The sequence below is a fragment of the Vibrio sp. YMD68 genome, from assembly GCF_029958905.1.
In the GTDB taxonomy this organism is placed as follows: Bacteria; Pseudomonadota; Gammaproteobacteria; order Enterobacterales; family Vibrionaceae; genus Vibrio.
The window spans coordinates 125,929-148,638 of the sequence record NZ_CP124614.1 but is presented as its reverse complement, the minus strand read 5'-3'; the positions used below and the strand labels follow the sequence as shown (position 1 = coordinate 148,638).

The window sequence follows — 22,710 nt, the reverse complement described above, 5'->3', positions numbered from 1 at the left end:
TTGTAGAGTAGATAGGCGATTAAGTAAGAAACTAGTAAATAGGTATTTTTCAGATAAAACTTAATGACAGACCTCAAAAAAAAATACGCTAGCTTATAGGTATTTAATTTTTTTACTTTCTTGTTGAAGTAACTAAGAGGAAAACAACTTACGAAAGGATTTTTTATCAACGTTGGGTTCAGGACATAATAGAGATCAGACTCTAAGCCTGCTCTTATTGAATCTATATAGCTATGAAAAGACTCTTTATTTTTTTCGTACGAGTCTGAAATAAGCCTAGCAATCAAAGTCAACCTCTCTAAATGAATGGATATATTCGGCTAAATCCTGAAGATCTGGGTTATTATACCCCAAAAATTTGATTCCATTTATAACAGCGGCATTATAATCTGTCATAGCATCACCAACCAAAGTAACATCTTCTACTCTATAATGGTTGTTTTTAATAACATTACAAACCAGAATGTCTTTTTTAGTTGGACTCCCTGATATGCTCTTAAAAAATTGGGCAAGAGAAAAGTGATCACAAAGAGCATTTAATTCATTATGTTCTGCACCTGAAACGATATGAAAATCGAACTTTTTATGGTATTTCTCTATGAAATCAACTGAATCGTTGATAAGGTTACTCTTGTCAAACAGTTTCTCTTCTATAATGTGTGCAAAGTCCGCTGCCAGTTCGTTTATTTTATCCTCTGTAATTGGACATCTAATTATATTGTCATAAAAGTGTCTAATTTTATCAAACCTCGATACCCCACCATTTTCATAATGGAATTTCTCTATTTGGGTCAGGTACTGGCTGTCATATTCCTGGAATAATTTGAGAAATCCATCACCTTTTATTTTCATACTATCTAGGATAACACCATCAAAATCCCATAAAATAGACTTTGCCATCTAAACACCCCTCATTATAAATAGTTATAAAGCTTAATAATAAATTATACGTTTACGGACTCTTCATATATTTTTTGGATACACTCCAAAAGACCTTGACCTAAATCTATATACGGATTGGCAATCAGTTTTTTAGCAACAACAGAGTTATATGAGTAAGGTGTCACCTTATAATGACCAGGATTCTCATCAGCCACCTGTTTTATTGTTAGTTGGTTCTGCATAATTTCGTTAATCATCGTTAGTAATTCAATGCGCTTTAGCCTTTCAGTTCCAGTTAATATTATGTGTTGATTTTCGAACTTTTCGCTTTCCAAAATATCCACTGAAAGTTGTGCAGCATCTGCAGCATGAATGTATTCTCTCAAATCTTGTCCATCCCCTTTGTAAGAGAGAACTTTGCTTTTAATTGCATCATTCAAAAGATTATAAATATAGTTATTATGGCTTGCTCTTTCTCCATATAATGAACCATACCTAATAACTGTAAACTTCAGGCCATATCTTTTGTAATACTCTTCCGTAAGTCTCTCACTAGACTGTTTGCTTATACCATAAAATGACCCACTATTACTTAAAGAATATGCACTACTTGCATAAACAAACCTCTTAATTGCACCATTGCTTCGACAAGCTTCGAGTATATTTAGGTGGCCAATAACATTTATACTCATAGTACCAATTGGATTCTCTATCGCGTCATCCAAATTAGATATCGCAACGAAATTGTAAACAACATTTGCATCCGATATGATAGATTTTATTTGGTCTAAATCCATTATATCAATTGACTGAAATTTTTGGCTCGGTAATAAGTATTTAGACTTTTGTACATCTGCGACAACCACATCAAAGCCTCGTTTAGATAGCTCATCTGCAACATAAGAGCCTAGAAAACCACTTCCACCAAATATAACTACTTTTTTCATAAAAATTCACTTCCACCAAGCTAATTACGAAAACCAAAGGCTATTATTCTGCATAATCATGTACTTTCGCTATATTAATGAGCACTTCAATTACCATTAACAATGAAGCTGTTATGCGTTATACGCCATTAATTTTTTGAAAGTATCTAGGCTCGAGAATGCATCACTATCCACTAATTCTTGAATCTTTTCCCTATCAAAATCCCACCATTTCAAATGCTTAAACCATTCGATTTCCTCTTTCTTGAATCGGTACTTTAAGACCTTAGCCGGATTGCCAACAACGATTGAATATTCGGGAACATCTTTTGTCACAACAGCCCCTGCACCAACTATTGCTCCATCACCTACCTTAACTCCTTTAAGTATAATAGCACTAGCTCCAACCCAAACATCGTTACCAATAAAAGTTTCAACGGAATCTTTATCATAATCTTTATAACCTGATACAAACTCACCAGAGTGTTCAAATAAGTAAAAGGAATGAGTAGATACACTTGTATTATGTTCCCATAAACCAATGCTACAGCCATTAGAAATAGATGTATATTTACCGATCGTAGATCTATTTACCATTGTTCTTTGTGCTATGTAGCTATATTCACCGAGATAACTATCTCGTAACTCTGCATAATCTTTTACACGTGCATACATCTTTAACCTAGAGTTCGATACCTGCGCGTTGCTTGCGATACTTGAGTTAAGTTCTAGTTTGTTCACTTAAAGTCCTACTTATCATTTCTTGTAAGCCTACACTGAATGGAGTCAATGGTCTCTTATATAAAGACAATAATTTCTCATTATTGGCATATATTCCAAACTGATCGCCAGGGGTGCCATCTTGAGTCACTACCTCTTTCTTAGAGTTAGTAAATGACTTTATTAAATAAATAATATCACGTACGGTTGTTTTTATACCGGTACCTAAATTAATAACCTGATTATTGTAAGATCTATTACTTATAGATTCGATTGTGATATCTACAACATCATCAATATAAATGAGGTCTCTGAAACGATCATGGTCCCCTTTAACTAAAACCTTTTCAAAGCTTGGATCTATAAATTGCTTCAAGTAAATACTAACCATACCTTGCTTTAAGTTTTCTAGGTTTTGACCAGGTCCATAAACATTAAAATACCTAAGAGAAACAAAATCCACTCCAAACTGTTTGGAGAAAATCTCCATATACCTTTCACTTGCTAATTTTCCCACAGCATAGAATGATTTAGGTCTAACCTCATCCAATTCAGAGAACTGTTCTTTATCACGCTGTTCCCCATAAACGGACATTGTGCTAGCGTAAACAAACTTTTTGCAGCCAGTACTTACACAATATTCAAGCAGCTTTAATGTAGATAGTGTATTGGTATTTAGGTCATATTCTGGATCTTCAAAACTAATTTCCCCTGAACTTTGCCCACCAATATGCAGTACCGCATCAAACCTTACATTATTTAATTTGGCAATTGTTTCATCTTGGCTGAAGTCGCCTGAAAAAAATTTAGCCTTTCGAGGAACATTATATTCATATCCAGTATTAAAATTATCAATAATATAGACATCATTCCCGAGTTCAATTAGCCTATTAGCTATAGCTGAGCCTATAAATCCAGCACCGCCTGTTACCAAATATCTCATCTCTGTCGTGTCCTAAGTAACTTTGCAGGAACTCCACCCACAATTGAATATGCGCCAACGTCTTTAGTAACAACACTACCTGCTGCCACAATTGAGCTTTTGGCAATCGTTGTGTTCGCGGTAACAACACAATTAGAAGCTATCCAAACATCATCTTCGATAATAATCTCTCCGAAAGAATGTCCTTGCTCTCTAATAGTAGTATCTACACTGTCAAAATTGTGATTTGAAGCTCTTAGTACACAATTAGGGCCTATAGCACAATCGTTACCTATAACGATCCTTCCAAAGGCGGCACCAAGTTGGCTATTGGAGTTCATTGTAAAGTTATCACCAATCGTTAACTTGCCATCATCATGAGCATAAACATAACTATTTTTCATAATAGCTACATTTTTACCAAGCTTTATGTTTCTAAACCCTGAAATTGAGACGCCAGTATCTATATAAAAGAAGCCATTTGTCTCTTTGAATAGTGGTTTATATGCAAGATACCTTAATTTTGCGCCAATAACTGTAGGCAAATGTGAAACTAGTGCCAAGTAAAATTGAAATAATACTCTAAAGATTCGTTTCATAATTCTTAAATAGGATATCACTTTTCATAGCGTCGATGACTAGCTCTAGGTCTTTTACTGTATCAACCGCTTTCGTTTGGTAGTTAGTAGGTACCATTTTTACATTTAATCCATTTTCAATAATTCTCATCATATCAACAGATTCAATAATTTCTAGTGGAGTTGGCTCCATTTCGTTGTACTCAAGTAAAAAATCTCTGGTAAAAGGAATAACACACACCTGCTTCTTCATAGGAACGTCAAGAATACCTTTCTTTCTGCTTGGAATAGGCTCACGGCTAAAATAAAGCGCGTTATTGTGAATGTCTGTTACTACCTTCACTTCATTTGGATCGTTGAACTCACCAACGGTTTCGATATCCGCAATTAAATTAGTTATCAAGATACTCTCATCTTGAAGCATCGGTAGAACAGCCTCATCAATCATTTCCGGAAAAGTTAAAGGTTCATCCCCTTGAACCATGACCATAACATCAACTTTTTGACCGCCTTGTTGCTCAATTTTCAGCATTGCTTCAGCACATCTGTCGCTACACCTTTCGTGGGAGTCGCTTGTCATAACAGCCTTTCCACCAATCGACAGAATATAGTCATAAATCTCTCTATCACATGTGGCAACATAAACTTCATTCAGAAGCTTACTCATCTTAACTCTTTTATAAACGTGCCCTACCATCGGTGTTCCAAGTATATCCGCCATAGGTTTTCCAGGAAATCTACTGGAGCCCATTCTTGCTGGTATTATTGATATTATATTCATTATTTTAAGCTCTCTTTAATTTTTGACATTCCACTTCTAACGCTATCACCTAGAAAGAAAAAATCGAGGCTATACGCTAAAAATGTACATCCTTCATTAATTCTTTCTGTTAACTTTTCAGGGCTCGATTCAATCACATGAAAACCTGAAGGAACATTTTTTTCTTTGCAGACACGCAATACCTTCGCAATTCCGTCTTTCACATCATCTCGATGATACTCTCCAGGATAGCCCAAAGAGCCTGATAAGTCGTAAGGACCAATGATAACTCCATCTATACCATCTACACTTACAATTTCTTCGATATTGCTCACAGCCTCGTGATGCTCAATCTGAGCAATAATAACTAACTCGTCTTTAACCCACTTTTTGTACTCTTCAAATCCTAGGCCGTACTTCTGGGCCCTAAACAAGCCAACTCCACGCTTTCCAATTGGTGGATATTTAGCATAGTCAATGGCTTGTAATGCATCCGATTTTGATTTCACCATGGGTACCACAAGACCATCAGCCCCCATATCAAGAACCTTTTTAATTATGACTTCTTCATTTTTACTCACTCTTACCAATGCTTTCATTCCATTGGCTTGAATAGTTGAAATCAAATTATGAGCTGTTTCTAGGTTGATTGAGGTATGTTCCATATCAATGACTAGCCATTCAAAACCTGCACTTGCCATAATATCAACGATAGCTGGATGTCCAATCGTAACCCAACTACCTAGTGTAAGCTTGTTAAGCTCTAGTTTTCTTTTCAGCGACATTATTAAACCCTTAAATCGAATAATTAGTTGATACTTTGCATTGTATATTCTACCTCAGGAACCAAAAGCTCTAGCTCTGAACCATTAATAAATCTAATTGCCTCTTGCGTTGCTTCTAACTCCATTCTTGAACGACAATCAATAGACATAGATCCCATATGTGCTGTCAATAAGCAATTATCTATATTTGCTAAACGGCCGCTATAAGGTTCCTGCTCAAATACATCAATCGCTGCACCACCTAAATGACCCGACTCCAGAACATCAGCCAAATCATTCTCATTAACAATACCTCCTCTACTTGTGTTAATTATTAGTGCGTCTGGTTTCATCATTAATAAATGTTCTTTCTTGACCAAATCCTTTGTATGAGGTGATAGAGGTATATGAAATGTGATTACATCGGCATTTTTATAAATATCTTCCTTCGTCGTCCATTCAACTTTATAAGCTTTGTCAATTTCACGCTTCTGAGAAACATCATTAATCATCAACCTAGGAGAGCCAAATGCCTCCATCCTTCTAATTACTCTTCCACCAATTCTACCAGCTCCAATTACGCCCACGGTAACTTCAGAAATTCGTCTACCAAAAATTCGATTCCAATTACCATCATGCAACTGCTTATTTGCAATATGTATCGAGCGCAGCAAGCTCAGCATTAGCCCCATTGTTAATTCAGCTACAGCAGGAGCAGGAGCATCTGGAGTATAACTTACGAGTATGCCTTTTTCTTTTGCTGCAACTAAGTCCACACCATCCAGTCCAATACCCACTCTCGATATCAGCTTTAATTTTGGAGCGTTATCCATAACCTTCCTAGATATGGTCTCCGTCCCAGCGATAATTATATCGATATCACTTACCATACCTGCTAGCTCAATCTCAGTTAGCTTCTTATTCAATGGGTTAATTATATATTCAGCACCTGCGAACTCTAATAGCTCAAGAGGTAACTTAGATTTATTCGCAAATGGTACTGTGGTTATAAGAACTTTCATTATTTCACCTATAAGTTTTTTTAGTCACTCATGTAAAAGGTCAAAGCAACGCTCATAACATACGTTACATTCAACTATTTCCGGACCTAACATGTAACCCATGCATAAAGTTATTCACCTCAAACCTTTTAATAGAAAAAAGGCTTGGATAGGCAAAGAACATCAACAAGACAAAAATAGAATACACCACGCCTGTTATTAAGAAATCAACTATAACGTTGTTAAGTTCAATTAGGCAACTTGATAGATAAGCACAAAAACCTAACAATATAACGGCTACAAACTGGTGCATCAAGAAATATGACATCTTTAAGTTCAAAAACTTAGTACTAAAGTACAGTTGAACATTAACGGCAATAACTTGAGCTATTACCATTTTCAATCCCAAACCCAGTGCACCTAGTTCAAGAAAATAAACAAATAGTGTAGTAAGTAACATACCAATAGCAAAACTAACCATACCAATATTGTTATATAGCTTAGTTTGCCCTGTCGCATAGAAAATAGAACCACTAAGCTGACCATATGTTTGATGAATTGGGTAGATAGCCAACACCATCAGAGCAGACAGTGCGCCTTCAAACTTCTCATCAGCAAAAATATAAAGAACACTTTTACTTTCAAAAACAATAAACACAGAAAAATACACAGATATTGTATACATCATGGGTATATATCGTTTGAAGTAAGTACGCATCAAACGGATATTACCTTCTTTAAAAGATTTACTAAACTCACGAGTAATAATTGGTGTCATTGCTCCAGTAAAAATGAAGCACATCGCTGCTATAGAGTATGACAACCCATAGAATCCTGTCTCAATGGAACCACTAATATTTTGTAGTAACCATATATCAAAGATACTCGCAATTAAGCCGACAACAGAATAAAAAAATAGCGGTGTACAATAGGATATAAACTCTTTAGCTATACCCTTAAATTGAAGGAATTTTAAGGAAATATCAGACCAGTAGATTACCTTTCTATTGAAAAAAATAGTCAAAACTAAAACTATAAACAAAATCAACATTACTATATTGAGGTATAAATATAGTTTTAAGTCTAAATCTCCAAACATGACAATGCATATCAGTAAAGCTAGCGATATAACCTTATGAAATATCTTGGCTATTTCAATAGAAACAGTCATTGCATAAGCATCAGATATTTTAATGAGAACCTGAGTAAACCATGTAAAGAAGCAGAAAATTAGACCTAAATAGATATATTCGTTGTTTACTTCTGGAAGTATATATTCAGCAATTTCAAATACATTCAGCATATAGAAGAAAGCTATTAGTAATAAAAAAATTGATATTGAGTATCGCGCATAAAACGCTATTAGATCTTTTCTTTCTGAGTTTGCTGACAGTTTAGTAAAGAAAGCAATGGAGGTACTTGCGTCAAGAAACCCAATAAGTTGAGTGAAAAATTGTTGTAAGTATACGAACTGACCATAGGCAACTGGCCCAATGGCTCTTGGGACAATAGCCACCAACGCCATTCCAATGACACCATTAACGATACTTGCGAACAGCTTTACAACATATCTTTTTTTAAGGCTAGATTCGTTCATTTATCCTCTAGTGCTACACTTTCCAGTTCGCTTTTCCACTCTGCTAACCAGTTTTCTGAGGTGTAAGCAAACGATAAACAAAACTTTTCTCTTGCTTTCTGTACTTTAACATCACCCCACCAACCATCTACATCTTGATTAATTGACGAAACAAATTCAGCTGCCTTGACTGCGCTTTCATGAAATATGCCGACACTTTTTAACTCTTCGAAAGCCTGTCTAGCTTCCTCTCTGATTGGGAATAGTGATTCACTCCAAAATGCGATCGTTGGTATTCCAGAAACAATGAACTCTAGGAAGGTAGTGGAATTACAGGTCGTAATACAAATCTTAGAGTTAGACATGGATTTTTTTAAAGAACGCTCACAATCAACTTGATATTGATGTATATCACTGTTTAGCCTCTCTCTAATTCCCCACCCGCAATCATGAGGATAATACCGCAACAGTATATCAGACTTAACTTCTTCAGAAGTTGATTTCAGAAAGTCTTGTACATCTTCCATATACTCAAACATCTTCTCCCCGACAGGGAAGCTCTGATTCCAATAAGTGTACATTGGAATATCATATAACGTAACCAGTATATTGTTACTAGGTTTAGGGGACCTATCTACACTGCCTTCCGTTAGCTTTGGTGCAGGCATTGCTTTTAGATTATTTATTTCACTACCTGACCAACCCCATGTATAAAAGACATTGGCATTCTTTCTTTGAAAATCTTCTACTTGAGACAATTCAGATATACCATAGCACCCACCATGCTGGCTAACTAGCAGTGGAATACCCTGCATTTTTTGATGAGCACACCAAACTTTGAAATGGTCATCGCAGATGTCGGAAACCCCTGTAAAAATAGCTTTCACATTATGTGGATAATATTTTAGCGCGTGTTTCTCTACTGTCTCAAACGCTTCCAAGTATGTTTTAGGTAACTGTTCTATAAGAAGCGATAAAAGAATGGACTCAATACTTTTCCCATCATTATGGCCATTCCTTCGCAGTGCGGGGTTGGATTGAACAGATGGAGGAATCAAATTTAGAGGGACAAACTGTGGGACTTGCCCCAATTTTCGGGCAAGCTTAAATTCACTCTTCTTAGGGAAGTATGAGTTGTGAAAGAAAACATGATAACCAAGGTAGGTGTTAACCTTAGAGTTAACTATAGCAACTATAGATTTAAAGAATGACGTTGCTTTAGACACTTTGCTACTGTTTATTTTTATCGCTGAGTTAACTGGTTTGGACTCAATTAAAGATAAACCTTCAGCTCTTCTATGTAGTATCTTGGAGAAAACATAGTCATTCCAGTCTTGATTATCTATATAAGAACAAAATTCATTATAATGGGTAGCAGGTTCAAAAATATATTCTGGATCAAATACTATCGCTTTTGTTAGCTCATGCTCGTTCAAAGCTCGATTAACTAAATCAAAGCGTTGATAAAACACAGATATTGCTAATTGAGTCCAAGAACCTATAACTATTTTCCAAAAATCATCTGAATGCTGTGTTTTGTGAACACGATTTAGATGACTAGCCAAATGAGGAAATATATCAAGATACAGTTGTTGTATCTTCTCATAGTCTTTCCTTCTAACATTTTCATCAACCCAAGGCGCAGAAACGATAGAATGGGTAGTTACCTTCGAAATGTCTTTTAAGCCCCACAATCCTAGGTATACTCTATGCTCTGAATCATCGAGGGTTAGATCCATGGACCTAGACGTAACAAGTGTTAGTTCAGTCACGTCTATACTCTTTCCATCGACGGTTCACATCGCCATTTATAAGTACAGTCTTTCTATTTTCATCTAAGAAGCTAATGATTTCTTCTAATGAGACCGACACATTGTCTTCAAACTTTTCCGCAATTATTCTTATAAATTCGATATCAATCTTTTCGTCCACTTCAATTTCATACTCAGGACGATGTAAATGTGAAGGCGCTGATATGTTTTTGATATTAAATACGTCGGGCTGACTTCGAATAACTAACGTTCCATGCTCTCTAACAGAAGGGCTATCACAGGTTTCTAGCCCTCTACTAAGTGCATCAAGGGTAAAAACTTCAGCTTCAGTACCGGGTGGATATGTGGTTTTTAGGTTATTACCAACAAAATCAAACCCACCTTTTGCGAACTCAGAAATCAAAAGATCGATTATTGTCGGTTCAATAAACGGGCAGTCACCAAAAATTGTAACGCCAGTAGTCGCGTTAAAATAACGCAAAGCATCATTCATTCTTAAAGAAACATCGTCTTCATTTCCTCTGAATACTCTCATTCCTTCCGATTTACACATCGACTCTATTGCATCATTCTCTTTGCAATCAGACGTGCAAACAACGACTTCATCAACTAACTTACTTCGTTTTACTCTAGAATAAATCAACTTCAACATTGGAGTTCCAGAGATATCGCAAAGGGCTTTTCCAGGAAAGCGGGAAGAGCCCATCCTCACGAGTATTAACGCTACAACTTTTGGCTTCATTCTTAACTACCCTAGCCTTATTTCATCGAGCGTCTTTTTTGCAGAATCAATAATATAGTTAATATCTCGTTCTTCTAAACGGTGCTCAAAGGGGAAAGACACCATGTTGTCAAACAGGTCATCAGCATTTGGACAGTGGCAATCAGATAACCCTAAGCTCTCGTATAATGGATAACGGTTGAGAGGGTAGTATTGAACAACACATTGAACTCCATGCACTTTGCCCATTATGTCGATGAATTTATCACGAACATCGGAATGACACTTAGCCACCAATAAGTGATAAGTATGTCGGCTAGACTCAACTTTATGGAACGAAAGCTCCGGATACTCTGCCAAACTTTCGACAAATTTATTAGCCCGAACGCGCTTTTCCGCATTGAGAGTATCAATTCGGCCAAGTAATTCACTTCCTAGTGCGGCTTCAACTTCTCCCAAACAGTAATTATTTGGCCAAATTGGCTTTCCGTCGATTTCTGGAAAACGCAAATCGCTCATTGCAGGTACCCAATAGTTTTCTCTCTCATGGGCATAAGCACAATGACCATTGTGACGTATTTGTGGTATCACATTCTGATATTTAGGGTTATTGACCAAAAGAACCCCACCCTCTCCTAACGTCGAAACATTTTTATGAGAATGGAATGAATAGATACCAAAATCACCAAACGTTCCCGCTTTCTGACCATTGACTTCCGCCCCCAAAGCTTGAGCAACGTCTTCTATCAGCAGCAAGTCATATTCTCTAGCCAACTTACAAATCTCTGCCATCTCTATACAGAAGCCGTATAGATGGACGACGACGATAGCTTTCGTTTTTGGAGTTAGCTCTTTTCTTATGCTTTCAGCAGAAACCACCCTAGTTTCAGCATCAATATCTGCCCACTTTATGTGACCACCTTGTTTAGCAAAAGGGTAAGCAGAAGAAGTGAATGTATGAGATGGGATGATAACTTCATCCCCTTCTTCAAACTGGCATAACTGTGCAGCGATTTCTAATGCCGCGGTGGCATTATTAACAGCATAAGCTTTTTCTGCGCCAATATATGCTTCAAAGTCAGATTCAAATTTCTTAAGGTGATGCCCTTGAGTCAATGTTCCCGACTCTCGCATAACATTTAAAACAATTTCTTCTTCTCGTTTGGTGTAGGTGTGCGCTCGACCACCAAAAGGGATTTTAAACTCCATAGTTACATCGCCTTAAAAATGGACTTTACTTTCTCTCGAGTCAGTATGTCTTTAAAACCAACTCCTAGAGCATTAGTCAACGGTTTTTCATGAATAATAGTTGCTTGGTATAGAGCTTCAAATTGCTCGTCACTCAAATCCCGAGTGATGCCTTTCCTAATTTCAACCCCTTGCTTCGCGACCATCTCATTGAACTCTGCATATTCTTCTGGATAGAACTCTTCCATTGCCATCATGACTATACAGTTTGCTTCACAGTGATGAGTACCGAGTACAACACTAAGACCAGCAGAGAAAGGATGAATTAGACCAACATAACTGGACGCAATAGCACACCCCCCCAGATAGGAAGCAACCATCATTTTGCCTCTATTTTCCAATGAAATCATATCGTCAGATAGGAACACGTCTCGGCACAATTGAATACTCTGGTGAGAGAAAGCGTCACCAACAGCATTACGATAACTACCATTCAACGATTCCACACAGTGAATGTAAGCATCCATACCTGTGTAGAAGTATTGATTTTTAGGAACAGATATTAACAACTCAGGATCTAATATCACTTCATCAAAAACAGTATGGTCACTGTTCATACCAAGTTTTAGTCCTGTCTGCTTATTGGTCATCACACAGGTACGTGTCGCCTCACTACCAGTCCCTGATAGGGTAGGGATAGCAATTTTATACACCCCAGCATTAGGCACCAAGTCCCAGCCTTGGTAATCGGAAGCTTGACCATCATTTCGCAACATGTTAGCGGCAGCCTTAGCTACATCCATCGTGGCACCGCCACCGATCGCAACAATAAGTTCTATTGCTTCAACGATGTATTTTTCTCTCAGATACTTGTTATGCTGATCAATATCGTTGGTGGTTGGTTCATTTGTAGTATCAACAAAAACAATCTCAACATTACTGTAGCTATCAAACTTGCTCAGAAGTGGAGAACCAACAAAAAAGAAATCTACAAATACAACAACTGTCGCTTTGGATTCTCCGGTAATTTGATCAATACGGTCAAACAAGCTTGCAAAATTACCTTCACCAAAAGAGTACTTAAGGACATTCTTACAGTTCTTAATGCCCGTATCTAAAATATTTACGTTACTCATTGTCAAATCATATCCCACGTAAGTACGGTATCTTCAGTTAAATCTAGCTTGGCAGTACGCCCGATAACAACATCAATATGCTCAGGGCAAATGCCGGTCCCTGGACGTTTAAGCATAATGTCATTTTCCGTAATAGATTGTCCCGCTTTCAAGTCTCTTGTCAGCACCAAAGAACGTCTTGCTTCTTTGCGAGGAGTTAGTTCACAATCCAAAACCGTTTTCTTATCCGAACCTCTAACAGTATCAATGAGATCAAGATTCTTTATCGCCGCTGCTAGGTCTTTCTCATCCATAGAATGGTAATGATCATTACCGGTTAGAGATTTATCTAACGTAAAGTGCTTCTCAATAATAGTGGCGCCATTCATGTAAGCCGCAGCCAAAATCGTCATATTCTCGTCAGGTAATGTATGGTCGCTATAACCGATAGTTACATCTGGGAATATCTGTTTTAGATGCTTGATCATATCAAGGTTCGCATCTTCATTTTTAGTCGGGTACGAAAGTACACAATGCATTACGCATAAGTCTTGACACCCTTCTTCTTTGATTGCTCGAACTGCATTATCAATTTCAGATATATACGAAGCACCCGTTGATAAATAAATCGTTTTTCCTTTTTTAGCTATATGCCTGATAAATGGAATATTTGTTAGATCAGAAGAAGATATCTTGTAGATATCAATCATCTCATCTAGGTAATCAGCAGATTCAAAATCGAATGGGGTAGACATGAAGTCGACTCCAACTTCATTTGCATAATCGCACAGTGTTTGGTAATCCGCTTTGTTAAAACCATCATGCTTTAGGAAAAGCGCATGTTGAGTCGGTGTTGACTCTTTTTCTAAATCCCAATAAGCCGGAGAGTTTTTAGACACAATGGTATCAGCTTTATAAGACTGAAACTTAACAGCATCAGCACCGCTTTCTTTAGCTTTAAAAATATACAGCTTCGCTGCTTCTAACGGAGACAAATTGAGTGATTTTGCCGTGTCATAAAAGTTCACGCCAATCTCAGCAATTACATAATATCCTTTCATATTACCTCTCTAAAAACTATTAATCAGGTTGAAAACTCGTTTACGCCCATTTCTTAAATCATGCTCAAGAAGTTGATTTTGAATTATTTTTCGCTCCTCGCCTCCTAAAGAGATATACATATCTAAGTTACTTTCAATAATTGAATCTGGTGGATTAAGGCCCAAATAATTAAATCCATTTTCATGAGATACAAAACCATGTTTTTCTTCTCGTTTATTTTGCGCCATCGCTATGGTAGGTACCCCTAGTAGAGCTAGTTCGTACCCGGTTCTTCCTCTTGATGTAATAGCAATATCACATTTCATCATCAGCTCAGGCATATTGCGAACATCGTACAGCACTTCAATATTCTCAACACTGTTGAACTTCATAAGTTCATCAACATTTTTCTTTGCTCTTCCCAAAACAACTATAAACTTAAAAGCTTTATATTTATCTTGATTGACAATATTAATAAGTCGATCAGAGTAGTCTTGTGGGTCAGCTCCCCCAAAGGATATAAAAACTGACCTCACTGACTCATTGATGGCTATCGGTGAGTAAAACAAAAACGTTTTTGAGCATATATAGTATTTTTCACCTGCCCTCATTTGCGATAAGGTAGGGTTCTCATACAACGCATTTACTGTCAAGTCAGAATAAAGTACACCTTCTCCATCATCTTCAAAGTTAATGATTTTTTTGGCTGGGTTACAATCTTTCAACGCAATCATGTAATCAACGGTGGTATTAAGGACATCATTGATGAAAATGTCATATTTCTTTTCTTTAAGAATATTAAAGAGTTCAGATATGCCGTTCACGCCTATCAAGTTATGACTTGTCGATCCAAATAGCCTAGGATCTGTTTGGTTCGAATCAAAGTAAATATCTGGCTTAACATAAAACTCATCAGCAAGCTCTAAGCAGCGATATATATGACCCAGACCTCGTTTATTATTGCCATTAACATAGAAAGCAACCTTTTGGTTTGACAATATTTGCTCACAAGTTTTTAAATCATGAAAATGTTGTACTTCAATAGCTTCGTCTTCAGGAATGCGGTGAATTTCAACCTTACTACCAAATCGCGCTCCCTGTTTTAGGACTTCAGCTCTACTGATCACAAAAGCGCCGTTTTCAACATAGTATTCTGGTAAATCAATCTGAGCAGCTCGGCTCACATAATTAGGAACACTAGAGCCATTAGCATCAACAGTCCACCCTAGTGATTTAGCCTCTGTGACCGAAACTAATGTATCGATATCTTTACTAACGAAAGAACCTATCGCCCCGTCTAGAGTTTCTAGCTTAAGTGTCGGCGAAGTCGCTTGCAAGGTGACACAAACATCAAACTCAATACCGTTGAGCACATCTATCACTACATCATCAAGCAAAACTTCGTCACCGCATAACTCTACACCTCTTCGGATCACTTCAGCGCCCATTTGCTTAGCAATACATTCTATCTCATCTGAATCGGTAGTAACAATAACCCTATGAATAAAACTAGAGCTTAGTGCATTAACTATCGAGTAATAAACCAAAGGCTTCCCATTAACCAAGCGAATATTCTTGTTAGGCATTCCTTTGTTCTCAATTTTTGCAGGGATAACTGCAACTATATTAAAACCATCCATTAATCTAATCCCCACCCTCTAACATTGAGAGCTGATTGTTAAATTTAAACTCATCATAGTAATAACTTACACAGCCAAATACAAAAATAAGAAATGGCATAAAAGCTTCTGATGATTTATTAATCATTAGCAATGAGCAAACATAAAAAGAAATCATCATCCAATCTTTCGTTATACATACTCTGTAGAAGTAAAACAAAACCACTGTCATGTATCCTAATAAAGTAATATATCCATACTTAAAAACTAGCGATGAAACTCCACCAATCACCTTTTTATTTGATAAATAATCTATTCCAAATCCGAAAATGCCAATGTCATAATTCGACATATTGTTAAATATACTCAAATAGCTGGATATTCGAATATTACCCAAGTTTGCCACATTAGGAAGCACTAATATCATCAAAAGAAAGAAAACAATCATAGATAGTTTCAATACGAAGCTTCGATTCCACACAAAAAAACCAAAAAATAGAGACAAGAAGGTTGCGACAAGAGCGTAATATGAACATGTAACTAACAATGCAAAAGAAAGAATGAGTGCTGACATCAACATTCTAAGCCTAATCGCTAAAAAAATGCAGGGAGCTATAACAATAGAGTAAAGTGTAGGCTCTACAGAGAAACCATAAAACCTAGGTATTCCAAGAATTCCATCTTCAGGAGTATTAGTAGGAAACGACAGCAAATAAAAAATTAAAGAATAATCCCAATCCTTTCTAGTGATATAAGCCGAACTACTTGGTAACATAAGATCTTCTGCAAGATATTTATTCTCCAAACTCCCGCCCAAAGCAAATAAGTAGACAACAAACATAAACAAAAAGGTAACCACTAAAAAATATATAACAGCCTTAAAAACATACTTATAACAAAAATTCCTTTTAACTACGAAAACAAACACCCAAAAATACAAAAAATATTTGGCCAATTCTTTATATGCAAGTAATGACGGATTGAAAAAAAACACAGAAATGGACAAGAAAAATAAAAAAGGGATGAATATTATTACATCCACATTTAAAATATATTTATTTCCATAAAAAATAGAAAATAGAATTATAACAGTCAAAATATAGATAATATTATTCGCGTAGAGCAACATCATCGAAGAACTGATCAGGTGCATGTAGAACACAATTAAAAGAGGCAGTAGAAGCAAATTAATTGCATGTTTCTGTTGTATCACACTTTCAACCTTAGATTCCGTCTAAATCTGCAAATATACATAAAATGACAACACTATTTCGCTAGCAGCTAAACTTCGCGCTAACTAAAAGAGGAAGGAGTTCCCATTAGTTTAGAAAGAAACCTATGATATACTACTAGTAACAAAATTGGGAGGGATGGTTTACGAATATGATCATAGTAACTGGCGGTGCTGGCATGATTGGCAGCAACATCGTTAAATCTCTTAACGAGCAAGGCATTAACGACATCTTAGTTGTCGATAATCTTAAAAATGGTAAAAAGTTTCAAAATCTTGTCGATCTTGATATAGCAGATTATATGGATCGCGATGACTTCCTAGTTCAAATCATGTCTGGTGAAAACTTTGGGCCTATCGAAGCTATCTTCCATGAGGGCGCTTGCTCAGCTACTACTGAGTGGGATGGTAAGTACATGATGCTCAATAACTACGAGTATTCTAAAGAGCTGCTGCATTACTGCTTAGAGCGTGAGATTCCGTTTCTATACGCTTCATCGGCTGCGACTTACGGTGAAACGGATACTTTCATTGAAGAGAAACAATACGAAGGTGCACTTAACGTTTACGGTTACTCAAAGCAGCAGTTCGATAACTATGTGCGTCGCCTATGGCAAGATGCAGAAGCTCACGGTGAAACCTTATCTCAAGTTACTGGCTTTCGTTATTTCAACGTATACGGTCCTCGTGAACAACATAAAGGTTCAATGGCTTCCGTTGCTTTTCATCTGAACAATCAAATGAACGCAGGTGAGAACCCAAAACTGTTTGCTGGCAGTGAAACTTTTCAGCGTGATTTCGTGTACGTGGGTGATGTAGCAGCTGTTAATCTTTGGTTTATGCAAAACGGTACTTCGGGTATTTTTAACCTAGGCACGGGAAAAGCTGAATCTTTCAATGAAGTGGCTAAAGCGGTGGTTAAACACCACGGTAAAGGTGAAGTGGAGACCATCCCATTCCCAGAGCACCTTAAAGGTGCCTACCAAGAATTTACACAGGCTGATTTAACCAAGCTTCGTGCTACAGGCTGCGATCACCAATTCAAAACGGTCGCAGAAGGCGTTGCGGAATATATGACGCTAGTAAATAGCTAACACTTCCATTTGCTGTATTTAAGCCAAGGGTTTATCTTAACGCTTGGCTTTTTTATTTTCTTCGCATTTTTATTTTCTTAAATGCTACTTATCAGGCTAAAGGTTTTACTGTGGCTAATACACGTAATGATTACGACTCTAAAGCATACAATCCCACGTTTAAACGGGAGTTTTTAGCACCTAAGCACTGGGGAACTTGGTTAGGGTTGACATTCGGTTTGCCTCTCACGCTTTTACCCAATTCAGTCCGAGTTTCAATCGCTCGCTTTATCGCGCGTAAGATGTGTAAAAAACAACGCGGTTCAGTGCAAAAAGCCCGCATCAACCTAGCCCTTTGTTTCCCTGAAAAATCAGAACAAGAGAGAGAAGCGATTTTAGAAAAGTGCCTTGTCACCGCGGGAACATTTCTGCTCGGTTTTCCTGCGATCAGTCTTCGTAGCAAAAAATGGTTAGAAAGAAACTCTTCCATTATTGGGCTTGAATACCTGCAAGATCTCCAGAAAAACAACCAAAGTGCTATTTTGCTCGTTCCTCATTCGTGGTGTATTGATATCCCAGCCATATTACTCGCTTCAAGAGGGCTGCCTGTTTCGGCTATGGCCAACAGCCAAAAGAACCCATTTACTGATTGGTTAATGCATAAGCAGAGAGTGCAATATGGTGGAAGAGTCTACGATCGTAGTGGTGGCATTAAACCGTTTATAAAGTCAGTGAAAGACGGATATTTAGGTTATTACTTACCCGATCAAGATCACGGGCCAGAGCAAAGCGTCTTTGTGGATTTCTTTGCTACAGAAAAAGCCACATTGCCCGGGCTTGGTAAGCTAGCAAAAGTGAGCCGCGCAAAAATCGTCCCTACCTTTGCGAGTTACAATATTGAAACTGGAAAATATGAGATAGAGATAAAGCCGCCACTTGAAGATCTCTCGGGCGATGAATACATCGATGCGAGAGTGATGAATGAAGTGGTTGAAGGATTTGTAAATCCAAGACCCGAACAATATATGTGGATTTTAAAGCTGTTGAAGACACGAAGGGATGGAAACGACCCTTATGTGGGTTATTAACTATATATTTTTGGCCAATACCATAAAGGCTATAAACATAGACTAACAAATGAAGAGCTAAGCGACTTCTGTATAAGAAGTCGCTTTATTATTTTTGATACGGTAAACGCTTAAAATCAGTAATAATCGAACCTAGATGTGGATTAAGTGGGCTCCCATCAATGACCTGCTGATATTTTTCAACATACGCCTTCGCCATCTCATTCGCGTTAAAAACATCGCGGGCATATTCATGACATCGAATTACATTAAACTGTTCTGAACAAGATACCGCCTTAATCAAATCAGATTCAACATGAGACAAAAAACCCACATCCTTTGTTACTAATTCAGGTAACGAGCCATAAGGGGTGCCAAATACTGGGCAACCAAAATACAGGCTCTCAGTAATCGCTAAACCAAAGGGTTCATGCCACGTCACCGGAAAGATGAGCCCTTTCGACTTCGTCATCACCTCTGACTTCGTTGTATCACCCACCATACCCAAAAAACGCACATGCTGATCGAGTGTCAGTCTAAAGCCCATTTTCAGATTCAATCGATGACCGCCCAACACATCAAGCTGTTCGCCTGCTTTCTTAGTGATATCAATGGCCCCTTGAACATTCTTCACTCGCCATGCTGCTTTGCCAAGAAAATGAAAACGTTCGCGGTTAGCCTTAAGATCAGGTTTTAGGTAATTGTCCCAATTGAGTCCATTGTAAACATAAGCCTGCGCACCATGGTTTTTTGCATGTTGCGACGACACAAATACGGTATTAGGATCTATGGGGCCGTCTGAGTTCCCATGCTGAGTCAAAATATAAGGGATGGAAATTGGCTCAAGGTCAGAATGAAAATGTACAACATCGATATCATTTGGAAGCTGTTGTTGTAGCGGTACATTGGGTTGATATTCAATGACTCTTGCCCAATCACATTGAGTACCTTTGCCTGCCAATAACGTCACCTTATGCCCTGCAAGGTGCAAAGCATAAATTAAGTCCCAAATGACTCGTTCGGTTCCACCATAGTTAACAACTGGTAATGTCGCTCTTGTATAAACGAGAATATTCATCATGGCTTAACGCTCTGCTGAGTTAACTTTAGCAGCGACAGCCTGGTGAACACACTCAGGAACAAACTGCTGAATTTTTCCGCCATGAATCGCGACTTCACGAACAAGCGTTGATGATAAAAATGCGAACTCTTCCGCGGGCGTTAGAAATAGACTCTCTAGCTCTGGTTTTAATCTTCGATACATAGTGGTTAAACCAAACTCGTACTCGAAGTCCATGGTAGTCCTCAAACCTCTTACCAAAATAGAGGCGTTTTGATCAGTGGCGAAGTCGACGAGCAAACCACTAAACCCTTCTACAGACACATTAGGCAGTTCACGGCAGGTTTCTCTAAGTAAAGCCACTCGCTCATCTAAACTGAACAGCGTGGCTTTACTTGGGCTTTCTGCAACACCAATAACAAGCTGCTCAAACATACTCGCAGCGCGTTTGATTAAATCGTAATGACCGTTAGTAACCGGATCAAACGTACCTGGGTATATGGCTATTTGCATGGTATTCCTTATTGTTTTTTATTATTCAGCACAAGTACTTGTTCTAGCTTTTCAATCACATCATTCACTTCAATACGCTGCATTAAATCGCTCCCCTTGACCCTCGTTCCCCAAGGTAAGGTATCAGCGGATTGACCGTGTTGCTCAGCGGCGACGTCATCATAAACTGAAACGACGTGCTCTAAACTGTTATACGGCCCAGTTCGACGAGGATTACTGTGGGCATAAAGTCCTATAACAGGAGTGCCTTGAGTCGTTGCAATATGAGCAGGGCCGGAATCAGGGGCAATGACTGCGCTGGCTTTAGCGATGACTGCCGTCAACTGTTTGAGTGACGTTTTACCAACCAAGTTAATACTTGGTGACGCCATATGCTGTGTAATGTTCTTTGCTAATTCTCGCTCTCTATCGGTTGGAGCACCGCAAAGCACAACCTGCAAACCTAAGTGATGCGCATGGTCAGCAACAGCGGCGTAGCGTTCAACCAGCCAGTTACGTTCATCTTTACTGGCTGCCGGGCTAATAACAATGTATGTCTGCTCTGAAAGCTCGTTTGCCAGTTGTTGATCTGCCAATGAAAGAGGAAGATTCCAGCTTGGTGCCAGTTGAGGGCACCCTAAAAACTGAGCAAATTGAGAGAAATTATCCAGAACATGCGAGGCATTGGTTCGCGGTAGTTTTCTATTGGTAAATAACCATTGGCCTTCTTTGGCTCGACTCCAGCTAAAACCCACTTTGATTTTGGCTTTAATGCCGAGTGTTAATACGCTGGCTCTTAACGCCACCTGCATGTGCAGCAAATAATCGAATTGGGTTTGGCTTAGGGTTTTCCATACTTCCTTCATCCCTTTTAAGCCGCGTTTTTTATCAAACACCACCACCTGAATGCCCGGCAGATCACCCAGTAGCTGAGATTCTATTTTTCCCATAATCCAAGTGATTTTGCATTCTGGATATGTGGTTTGAATACGCTGTACAGTCGAGAGTGCATGGCAAACATCACCAATGGCAGATAGGCGAAGAATGCAGATGGATTTCGGTGCTGATAAATTACTCTTCATTTACTGAATCCAACGGCATCATTTCCTTAACAGCCGAGATCACCTGCTCTGGAGTAATGTCTTTTAGGCATGGTGAATACAAATCATCGCTGATCTTACAGTGGTTCTTATAACAAGGGACACAGCTGCGTTCCGATTGCAAAAGTCGAATATTTGCCACTCTTTGAGACGCCGTGCCATTTCGATACAGGTTATTTTTGACATCAATTGGCTGTTCATACGGCCAAGGTGACCACATACTCGCAGGAGCAACGCTAATGATAGAAACAATGGGGATTGGGTAACCTGACGCCATATGTCCGGGCCCACTATCCGGCCCAAGAAAGCCATCGCTTTGTTTCAACAGTGCAGAGGTTTGTGCCAATGTAAGCTGCCCTAACGCACTCACTAACTGAGGTGATTCCGGTATTTTATGGAGTATCTGATTTACAACCGCTTCATCTCGCTCCAATTTAGCGCCAGAGAGCACAATATTGTAGCCAGATGCGATGAGACTGTTGATGGTTGCAATCCAATAGTCAACGGGCCACTGTTTAATTTCATTGGAAGATGGTGGGTGTACAACAATATAACGCTGTGGCAGCTTTTGTTGAATCACATCGGGAAGAGGCTCTTCCGGTGAAACAAGCCTAGGTGTACATTCAACACCGATGATTTCAAGCATGCGAGCGGCTCGGCTCATTTTATGCTCAAAACGATGTTGTTCTGTAATATGATGATGATAAACAAGCTTCTTAAGCCAAGTGCCTGAAAGTGATTCATCAATCGCTCCCAGTCTCTGCTTACCAAAAATAAAGCTGTATATCGCCGTTCTATCATTGAGCATTTCATTCACGACCAAATCATACCGCCCATGTTTTTGCAGAATGCGGTAATAATCTTTCAGTGATGCTCTTGGGGGGATTTCAACCAAAGAGTCCACATCTGGGTTCGTGCCAAAAACCATCTCACCTCTAGCATTGACTAGCACGTCAATTTTAGCGTTCGGAAATGCATTGCGTAAGCTTCGAGTAAACGTTGAGATCAACAAACTGTCACCGATACAGTGAGTAGCAATAACTAATATTTTCTGGTAACTATATGAATCGTTCATCAATCTATTAGGCGTTTGATATACTGT

At 38.3% G+C, this 22,710-nt stretch carries 22 protein-coding genes; 2 read left to right on the top strand and 20 right to left on the bottom strand.

Annotated elements, in window-relative coordinates; all coding sequences use genetic code 11:
• Positions 1-276: 276 nt before the first annotated feature.
• The 16 genes from QF117_RS06640 to QF117_RS06565 all read right to left on the bottom strand — a co-directional run bounded on the left by QF117_RS06640 (position 277) and on the right by QF117_RS06565 (position 16,798).
• The gene (locus QF117_RS06640) at positions 277-900 is read right to left on the bottom strand and encodes an HAD hydrolase-like protein (protein ID WP_282388296.1); all 624 of its coding nucleotides are present in this window, start codon (positions 898-900) and stop codon (positions 277-279) included.
• Between the two features lie 44 nt (positions 901-944).
• Entirely contained in the window at positions 945-1,829 is an 885-nt protein-coding gene (locus tag QF117_RS06635) for an NAD(P)-dependent oxidoreductase (protein ID WP_282388295.1), read from the bottom strand.
• Between the two features lie 111 nt (positions 1,830-1,940).
• Positions 1,941-2,549: a CatB-related O-acetyltransferase gene (locus QF117_RS06630; protein WP_282388294.1), complete on the bottom strand. Its 609-nt coding sequence runs from the start codon at positions 2,547-2,549 to the stop codon at positions 1,941-1,943.
• A complete protein-coding gene (locus QF117_RS06625) occupies positions 2,530-3,471 on the bottom strand; it encodes an NAD-dependent epimerase/dehydratase family protein (protein WP_282388293.1) in 942 nt (313 codons plus the stop codon). The genes QF117_RS06630 and QF117_RS06625 overlap by 20 nt, the downstream gene beginning before the upstream one ends.
• The gene (locus QF117_RS06620; protein ID WP_282388292.1) at positions 3,468-4,049 is read right to left on the bottom strand and encodes an acyltransferase; all 582 of its coding nucleotides are present in this window, start codon (positions 4,047-4,049) and stop codon (positions 3,468-3,470) included. The genes QF117_RS06625 and QF117_RS06620 overlap by 4 nt, the downstream gene beginning before the upstream one ends.
• Positions 4,033-4,809, bottom strand: a complete 777-nt coding sequence (locus QF117_RS06615; protein ID WP_282388291.1) for a 3-deoxy-manno-octulosonate cytidylyltransferase — start codon at positions 4,807-4,809, stop codon at positions 4,033-4,035. The genes QF117_RS06620 and QF117_RS06615 overlap by 17 nt, the downstream gene beginning before the upstream one ends.
• On the bottom strand, positions 4,809-5,573 hold the full coding sequence (locus QF117_RS06610) for an aldolase/citrate lyase family protein (protein ID WP_282388290.1): 765 nt from the start codon (positions 5,571-5,573) through the stop codon (positions 4,809-4,811). Before QF117_RS06610 ends, QF117_RS06615 begins: the two co-directional genes overlap by 1 nt.
• Before the next feature lie 23 nt (positions 5,574-5,596).
• Positions 5,597-6,574 (bottom strand): phosphoglycerate dehydrogenase, encoded by a 978-nt coding sequence (locus QF117_RS06605; RefSeq protein WP_282388289.1) that lies wholly within the window; start codon positions 6,572-6,574, stop codon positions 5,597-5,599.
• A gap of 70 nt (positions 6,575-6,644) precedes the next feature.
• Positions 6,645-8,150, bottom strand: a complete 1,506-nt coding sequence (locus QF117_RS06600; protein ID WP_282388288.1) for an oligosaccharide flippase family protein — start codon at positions 8,148-8,150, stop codon at positions 6,645-6,647.
• Positions 8,147-9,901, bottom strand: coding sequence for an LIC12162 family protein (locus QF117_RS06595; protein WP_282388287.1), 1,755 nt, complete (start codon positions 9,899-9,901; stop codon positions 8,147-8,149). The genes QF117_RS06600 and QF117_RS06595 overlap by 4 nt, the downstream gene beginning before the upstream one ends.
• Positions 9,894-10,643 carry an NTP transferase domain-containing protein gene (locus QF117_RS06590; RefSeq protein WP_282388286.1) on the bottom strand — a complete coding sequence of 250 codons (750 nt, stop codon included), beginning with the start codon at positions 10,641-10,643 and terminating at the stop codon, positions 9,894-9,896. Before QF117_RS06590 ends, QF117_RS06595 begins: the two co-directional genes overlap by 8 nt.
• A 6-nt stretch (positions 10,644-10,649) precedes the next feature.
• Positions 10,650-11,831 carry a DegT/DnrJ/EryC1/StrS family aminotransferase gene (locus QF117_RS06585; RefSeq protein ID WP_282388285.1) on the bottom strand — a complete coding sequence of 394 codons (1,182 nt, stop codon included), beginning with the start codon at positions 11,829-11,831 and terminating at the stop codon, positions 10,650-10,652.
• A gap of 2 nt (positions 11,832-11,833) precedes the next feature.
• Positions 11,834-12,946, bottom strand: coding sequence for an iron-containing alcohol dehydrogenase family protein (locus QF117_RS06580; protein ID WP_282388284.1), 1,113 nt, complete (start codon positions 12,944-12,946; stop codon positions 11,834-11,836).
• A gap of 2 nt (positions 12,947-12,948) precedes the next feature.
• The gene (locus tag QF117_RS06575) at positions 12,949-13,986 is read right to left on the bottom strand and encodes an N-acetylneuraminate synthase family protein (protein WP_282388283.1); all 1,038 of its coding nucleotides are present in this window, start codon (positions 13,984-13,986) and stop codon (positions 12,949-12,951) included.
• A 9-nt stretch (positions 13,987-13,995) separates the two neighbouring features.
• Positions 13,996-15,606, bottom strand: a complete 1,611-nt coding sequence (locus tag QF117_RS06570; RefSeq protein WP_282388282.1) for a cytidyltransferase — start codon at positions 15,604-15,606, stop codon at positions 13,996-13,998.
• Positions 15,607-15,610: 4 nt separating this feature from the next.
• Entirely contained in the window at positions 15,611-16,798 is a 1,188-nt protein-coding gene (locus tag QF117_RS06565; protein WP_282388280.1) for a hypothetical protein, read from the bottom strand.
• Positions 16,799-16,968: 170 nt separating this feature from the next.
• Here QF117_RS06565 and rfaD point away from each other — a divergent pair, with 170 nt between their 5' ends.
• Together rfaD and lpxM are read left to right on the top strand one after the other, a co-directional pair.
• Positions 16,969-17,910, top strand: a complete 942-nt coding sequence (rfaD, locus tag QF117_RS06560) for an ADP-glyceromanno-heptose 6-epimerase (protein ID WP_282388279.1) — start codon at positions 16,969-16,971, stop codon at positions 17,908-17,910.
• A 110-nt stretch (positions 17,911-18,020) separates the two neighbouring features.
• Positions 18,021-18,977 carry a lauroyl-Kdo(2)-lipid IV(A) myristoyltransferase gene (gene lpxM, locus QF117_RS06555; protein ID WP_069584949.1) on the top strand — a complete coding sequence of 319 codons (957 nt, stop codon included), beginning with the start codon at positions 18,021-18,023 and terminating at the stop codon, positions 18,975-18,977.
• Between the two features lie 88 nt (positions 18,978-19,065).
• Here lpxM and QF117_RS06550 read toward each other — a convergent pair whose 3' ends face one another.
• From QF117_RS06550 to QF117_RS06535, 4 genes are read right to left on the bottom strand one after another with little or no spacing between them, the layout of a single operon-like run.
• On the bottom strand, positions 19,066-20,037 hold the full coding sequence (locus QF117_RS06550) for a glycosyltransferase (protein WP_282388278.1): 972 nt from the start codon (positions 20,035-20,037) through the stop codon (positions 19,066-19,068).
• A 3-nt stretch (positions 20,038-20,040) separates the two neighbouring features.
• On the bottom strand, positions 20,041-20,529 hold the full coding sequence (gene coaD / locus QF117_RS06545) for a pantetheine-phosphate adenylyltransferase (protein ID WP_282388277.1): 489 nt from the start codon (positions 20,527-20,529) through the stop codon (positions 20,041-20,043).
• 8 nt (positions 20,530-20,537) lie between these two features.
• Positions 20,538-21,590, bottom strand: a complete 1,053-nt coding sequence (locus QF117_RS06540; RefSeq protein ID WP_282388276.1) for a glycosyltransferase family 9 protein — start codon at positions 21,588-21,590, stop codon at positions 20,538-20,540.
• Entirely contained in the window at positions 21,580-22,683 is a 1,104-nt protein-coding gene (locus QF117_RS06535) for a glycosyltransferase family 9 protein (protein ID WP_282388275.1), read from the bottom strand. The genes QF117_RS06540 and QF117_RS06535 overlap by 11 nt, the downstream gene beginning before the upstream one ends.
• Between the last annotated feature and the right edge of the window lie 27 nt (positions 22,684-22,710).

What these genes read in the sequence shown, in the direction of transcription:
- QF117_RS06570 (WP_282388282.1), bottom strand. Translation starts at nt 15,606, where the DNA reads ATGGATGGTTTTAATATAGTTGCAGTTATCCCTGCAAAAATTGAGAAC.
- QF117_RS06590 (WP_282388286.1), bottom strand. Translation starts at nt 10,643, where the DNA reads ATGAAGCCAAAAGTTGTAGCGTTAATACTCGTGAGGATGGGCTCTTCC.
- QF117_RS06535 (WP_282388275.1), bottom strand. Translation starts at nt 22,683, where the DNA reads ATGAACGATTCATATAGTTACCAGAAAATATTAGTTATTGCTACTCAC.
- QF117_RS06635 (WP_282388295.1), bottom strand. Translation starts at nt 1,829, where the DNA reads ATGAAAAAAGTAGTTATATTTGGTGGAAGTGGTTTTCTAGGCTCTTAT.
- QF117_RS06600 (WP_282388288.1), bottom strand. Translation starts at nt 8,150, where the DNA reads ATGAACGAATCTAGCCTTAAAAAAAGATATGTTGTAAAGCTGTTCGCA.
- QF117_RS06640 (WP_282388296.1), bottom strand. Translation starts at nt 900, where the DNA reads ATGGCAAAGTCTATTTTATGGGATTTTGATGGTGTTATCCTAGATAGT.
- QF117_RS06620 (WP_282388292.1), bottom strand. Translation starts at nt 4,049, where the DNA reads ATGAAACGAATCTTTAGAGTATTATTTCAATTTTACTTGGCACTAGTT.
- QF117_RS06615 (WP_282388291.1), bottom strand. Translation starts at nt 4,809, where the DNA reads ATGAATATAATATCAATAATACCAGCAAGAATGGGCTCCAGTAGATTT.
- QF117_RS06605 (WP_282388289.1), bottom strand. Translation starts at nt 6,574, where the DNA reads ATGAAAGTTCTTATAACCACAGTACCATTTGCGAATAAATCTAAGTTA.
- coaD (WP_282388277.1), bottom strand. Translation starts at nt 20,529, where the DNA reads ATGCAAATAGCCATATACCCAGGTACGTTTGATCCGGTTACTAACGGT.
- QF117_RS06585 (WP_282388285.1), bottom strand. Translation starts at nt 11,831, where the DNA reads ATGGAGTTTAAAATCCCTTTTGGTGGTCGAGCGCACACCTACACCAAA.
- QF117_RS06550 (WP_282388278.1), bottom strand. Translation starts at nt 20,037, where the DNA reads ATGATGAATATTCTCGTTTATACAAGAGCGACATTACCAGTTGTTAAC.
- QF117_RS06540 (WP_282388276.1), bottom strand. Translation starts at nt 21,590, where the DNA reads ATGAAGAGTAATTTATCAGCACCGAAATCCATCTGCATTCTTCGCCTA.
- QF117_RS06580 (WP_282388284.1), bottom strand. Translation starts at nt 12,946, where the DNA reads ATGAGTAACGTAAATATTTTAGATACGGGCATTAAGAACTGTAAGAAT.
- rfaD (WP_282388279.1), top strand. Translation starts at nt 16,969, where the DNA reads ATGATCATAGTAACTGGCGGTGCTGGCATGATTGGCAGCAACATCGTT.
- QF117_RS06610 (WP_282388290.1), bottom strand. Translation starts at nt 5,573, where the DNA reads ATGTCGCTGAAAAGAAAACTAGAGCTTAACAAGCTTACACTAGGTAGT.
- QF117_RS06625 (WP_282388293.1), bottom strand. Translation starts at nt 3,471, where the DNA reads ATGAGATATTTGGTAACAGGCGGTGCTGGATTTATAGGCTCAGCTATA.
- QF117_RS06575 (WP_282388283.1), bottom strand. Translation starts at nt 13,986, where the DNA reads ATGAAAGGATATTATGTAATTGCTGAGATTGGCGTGAACTTTTATGAC.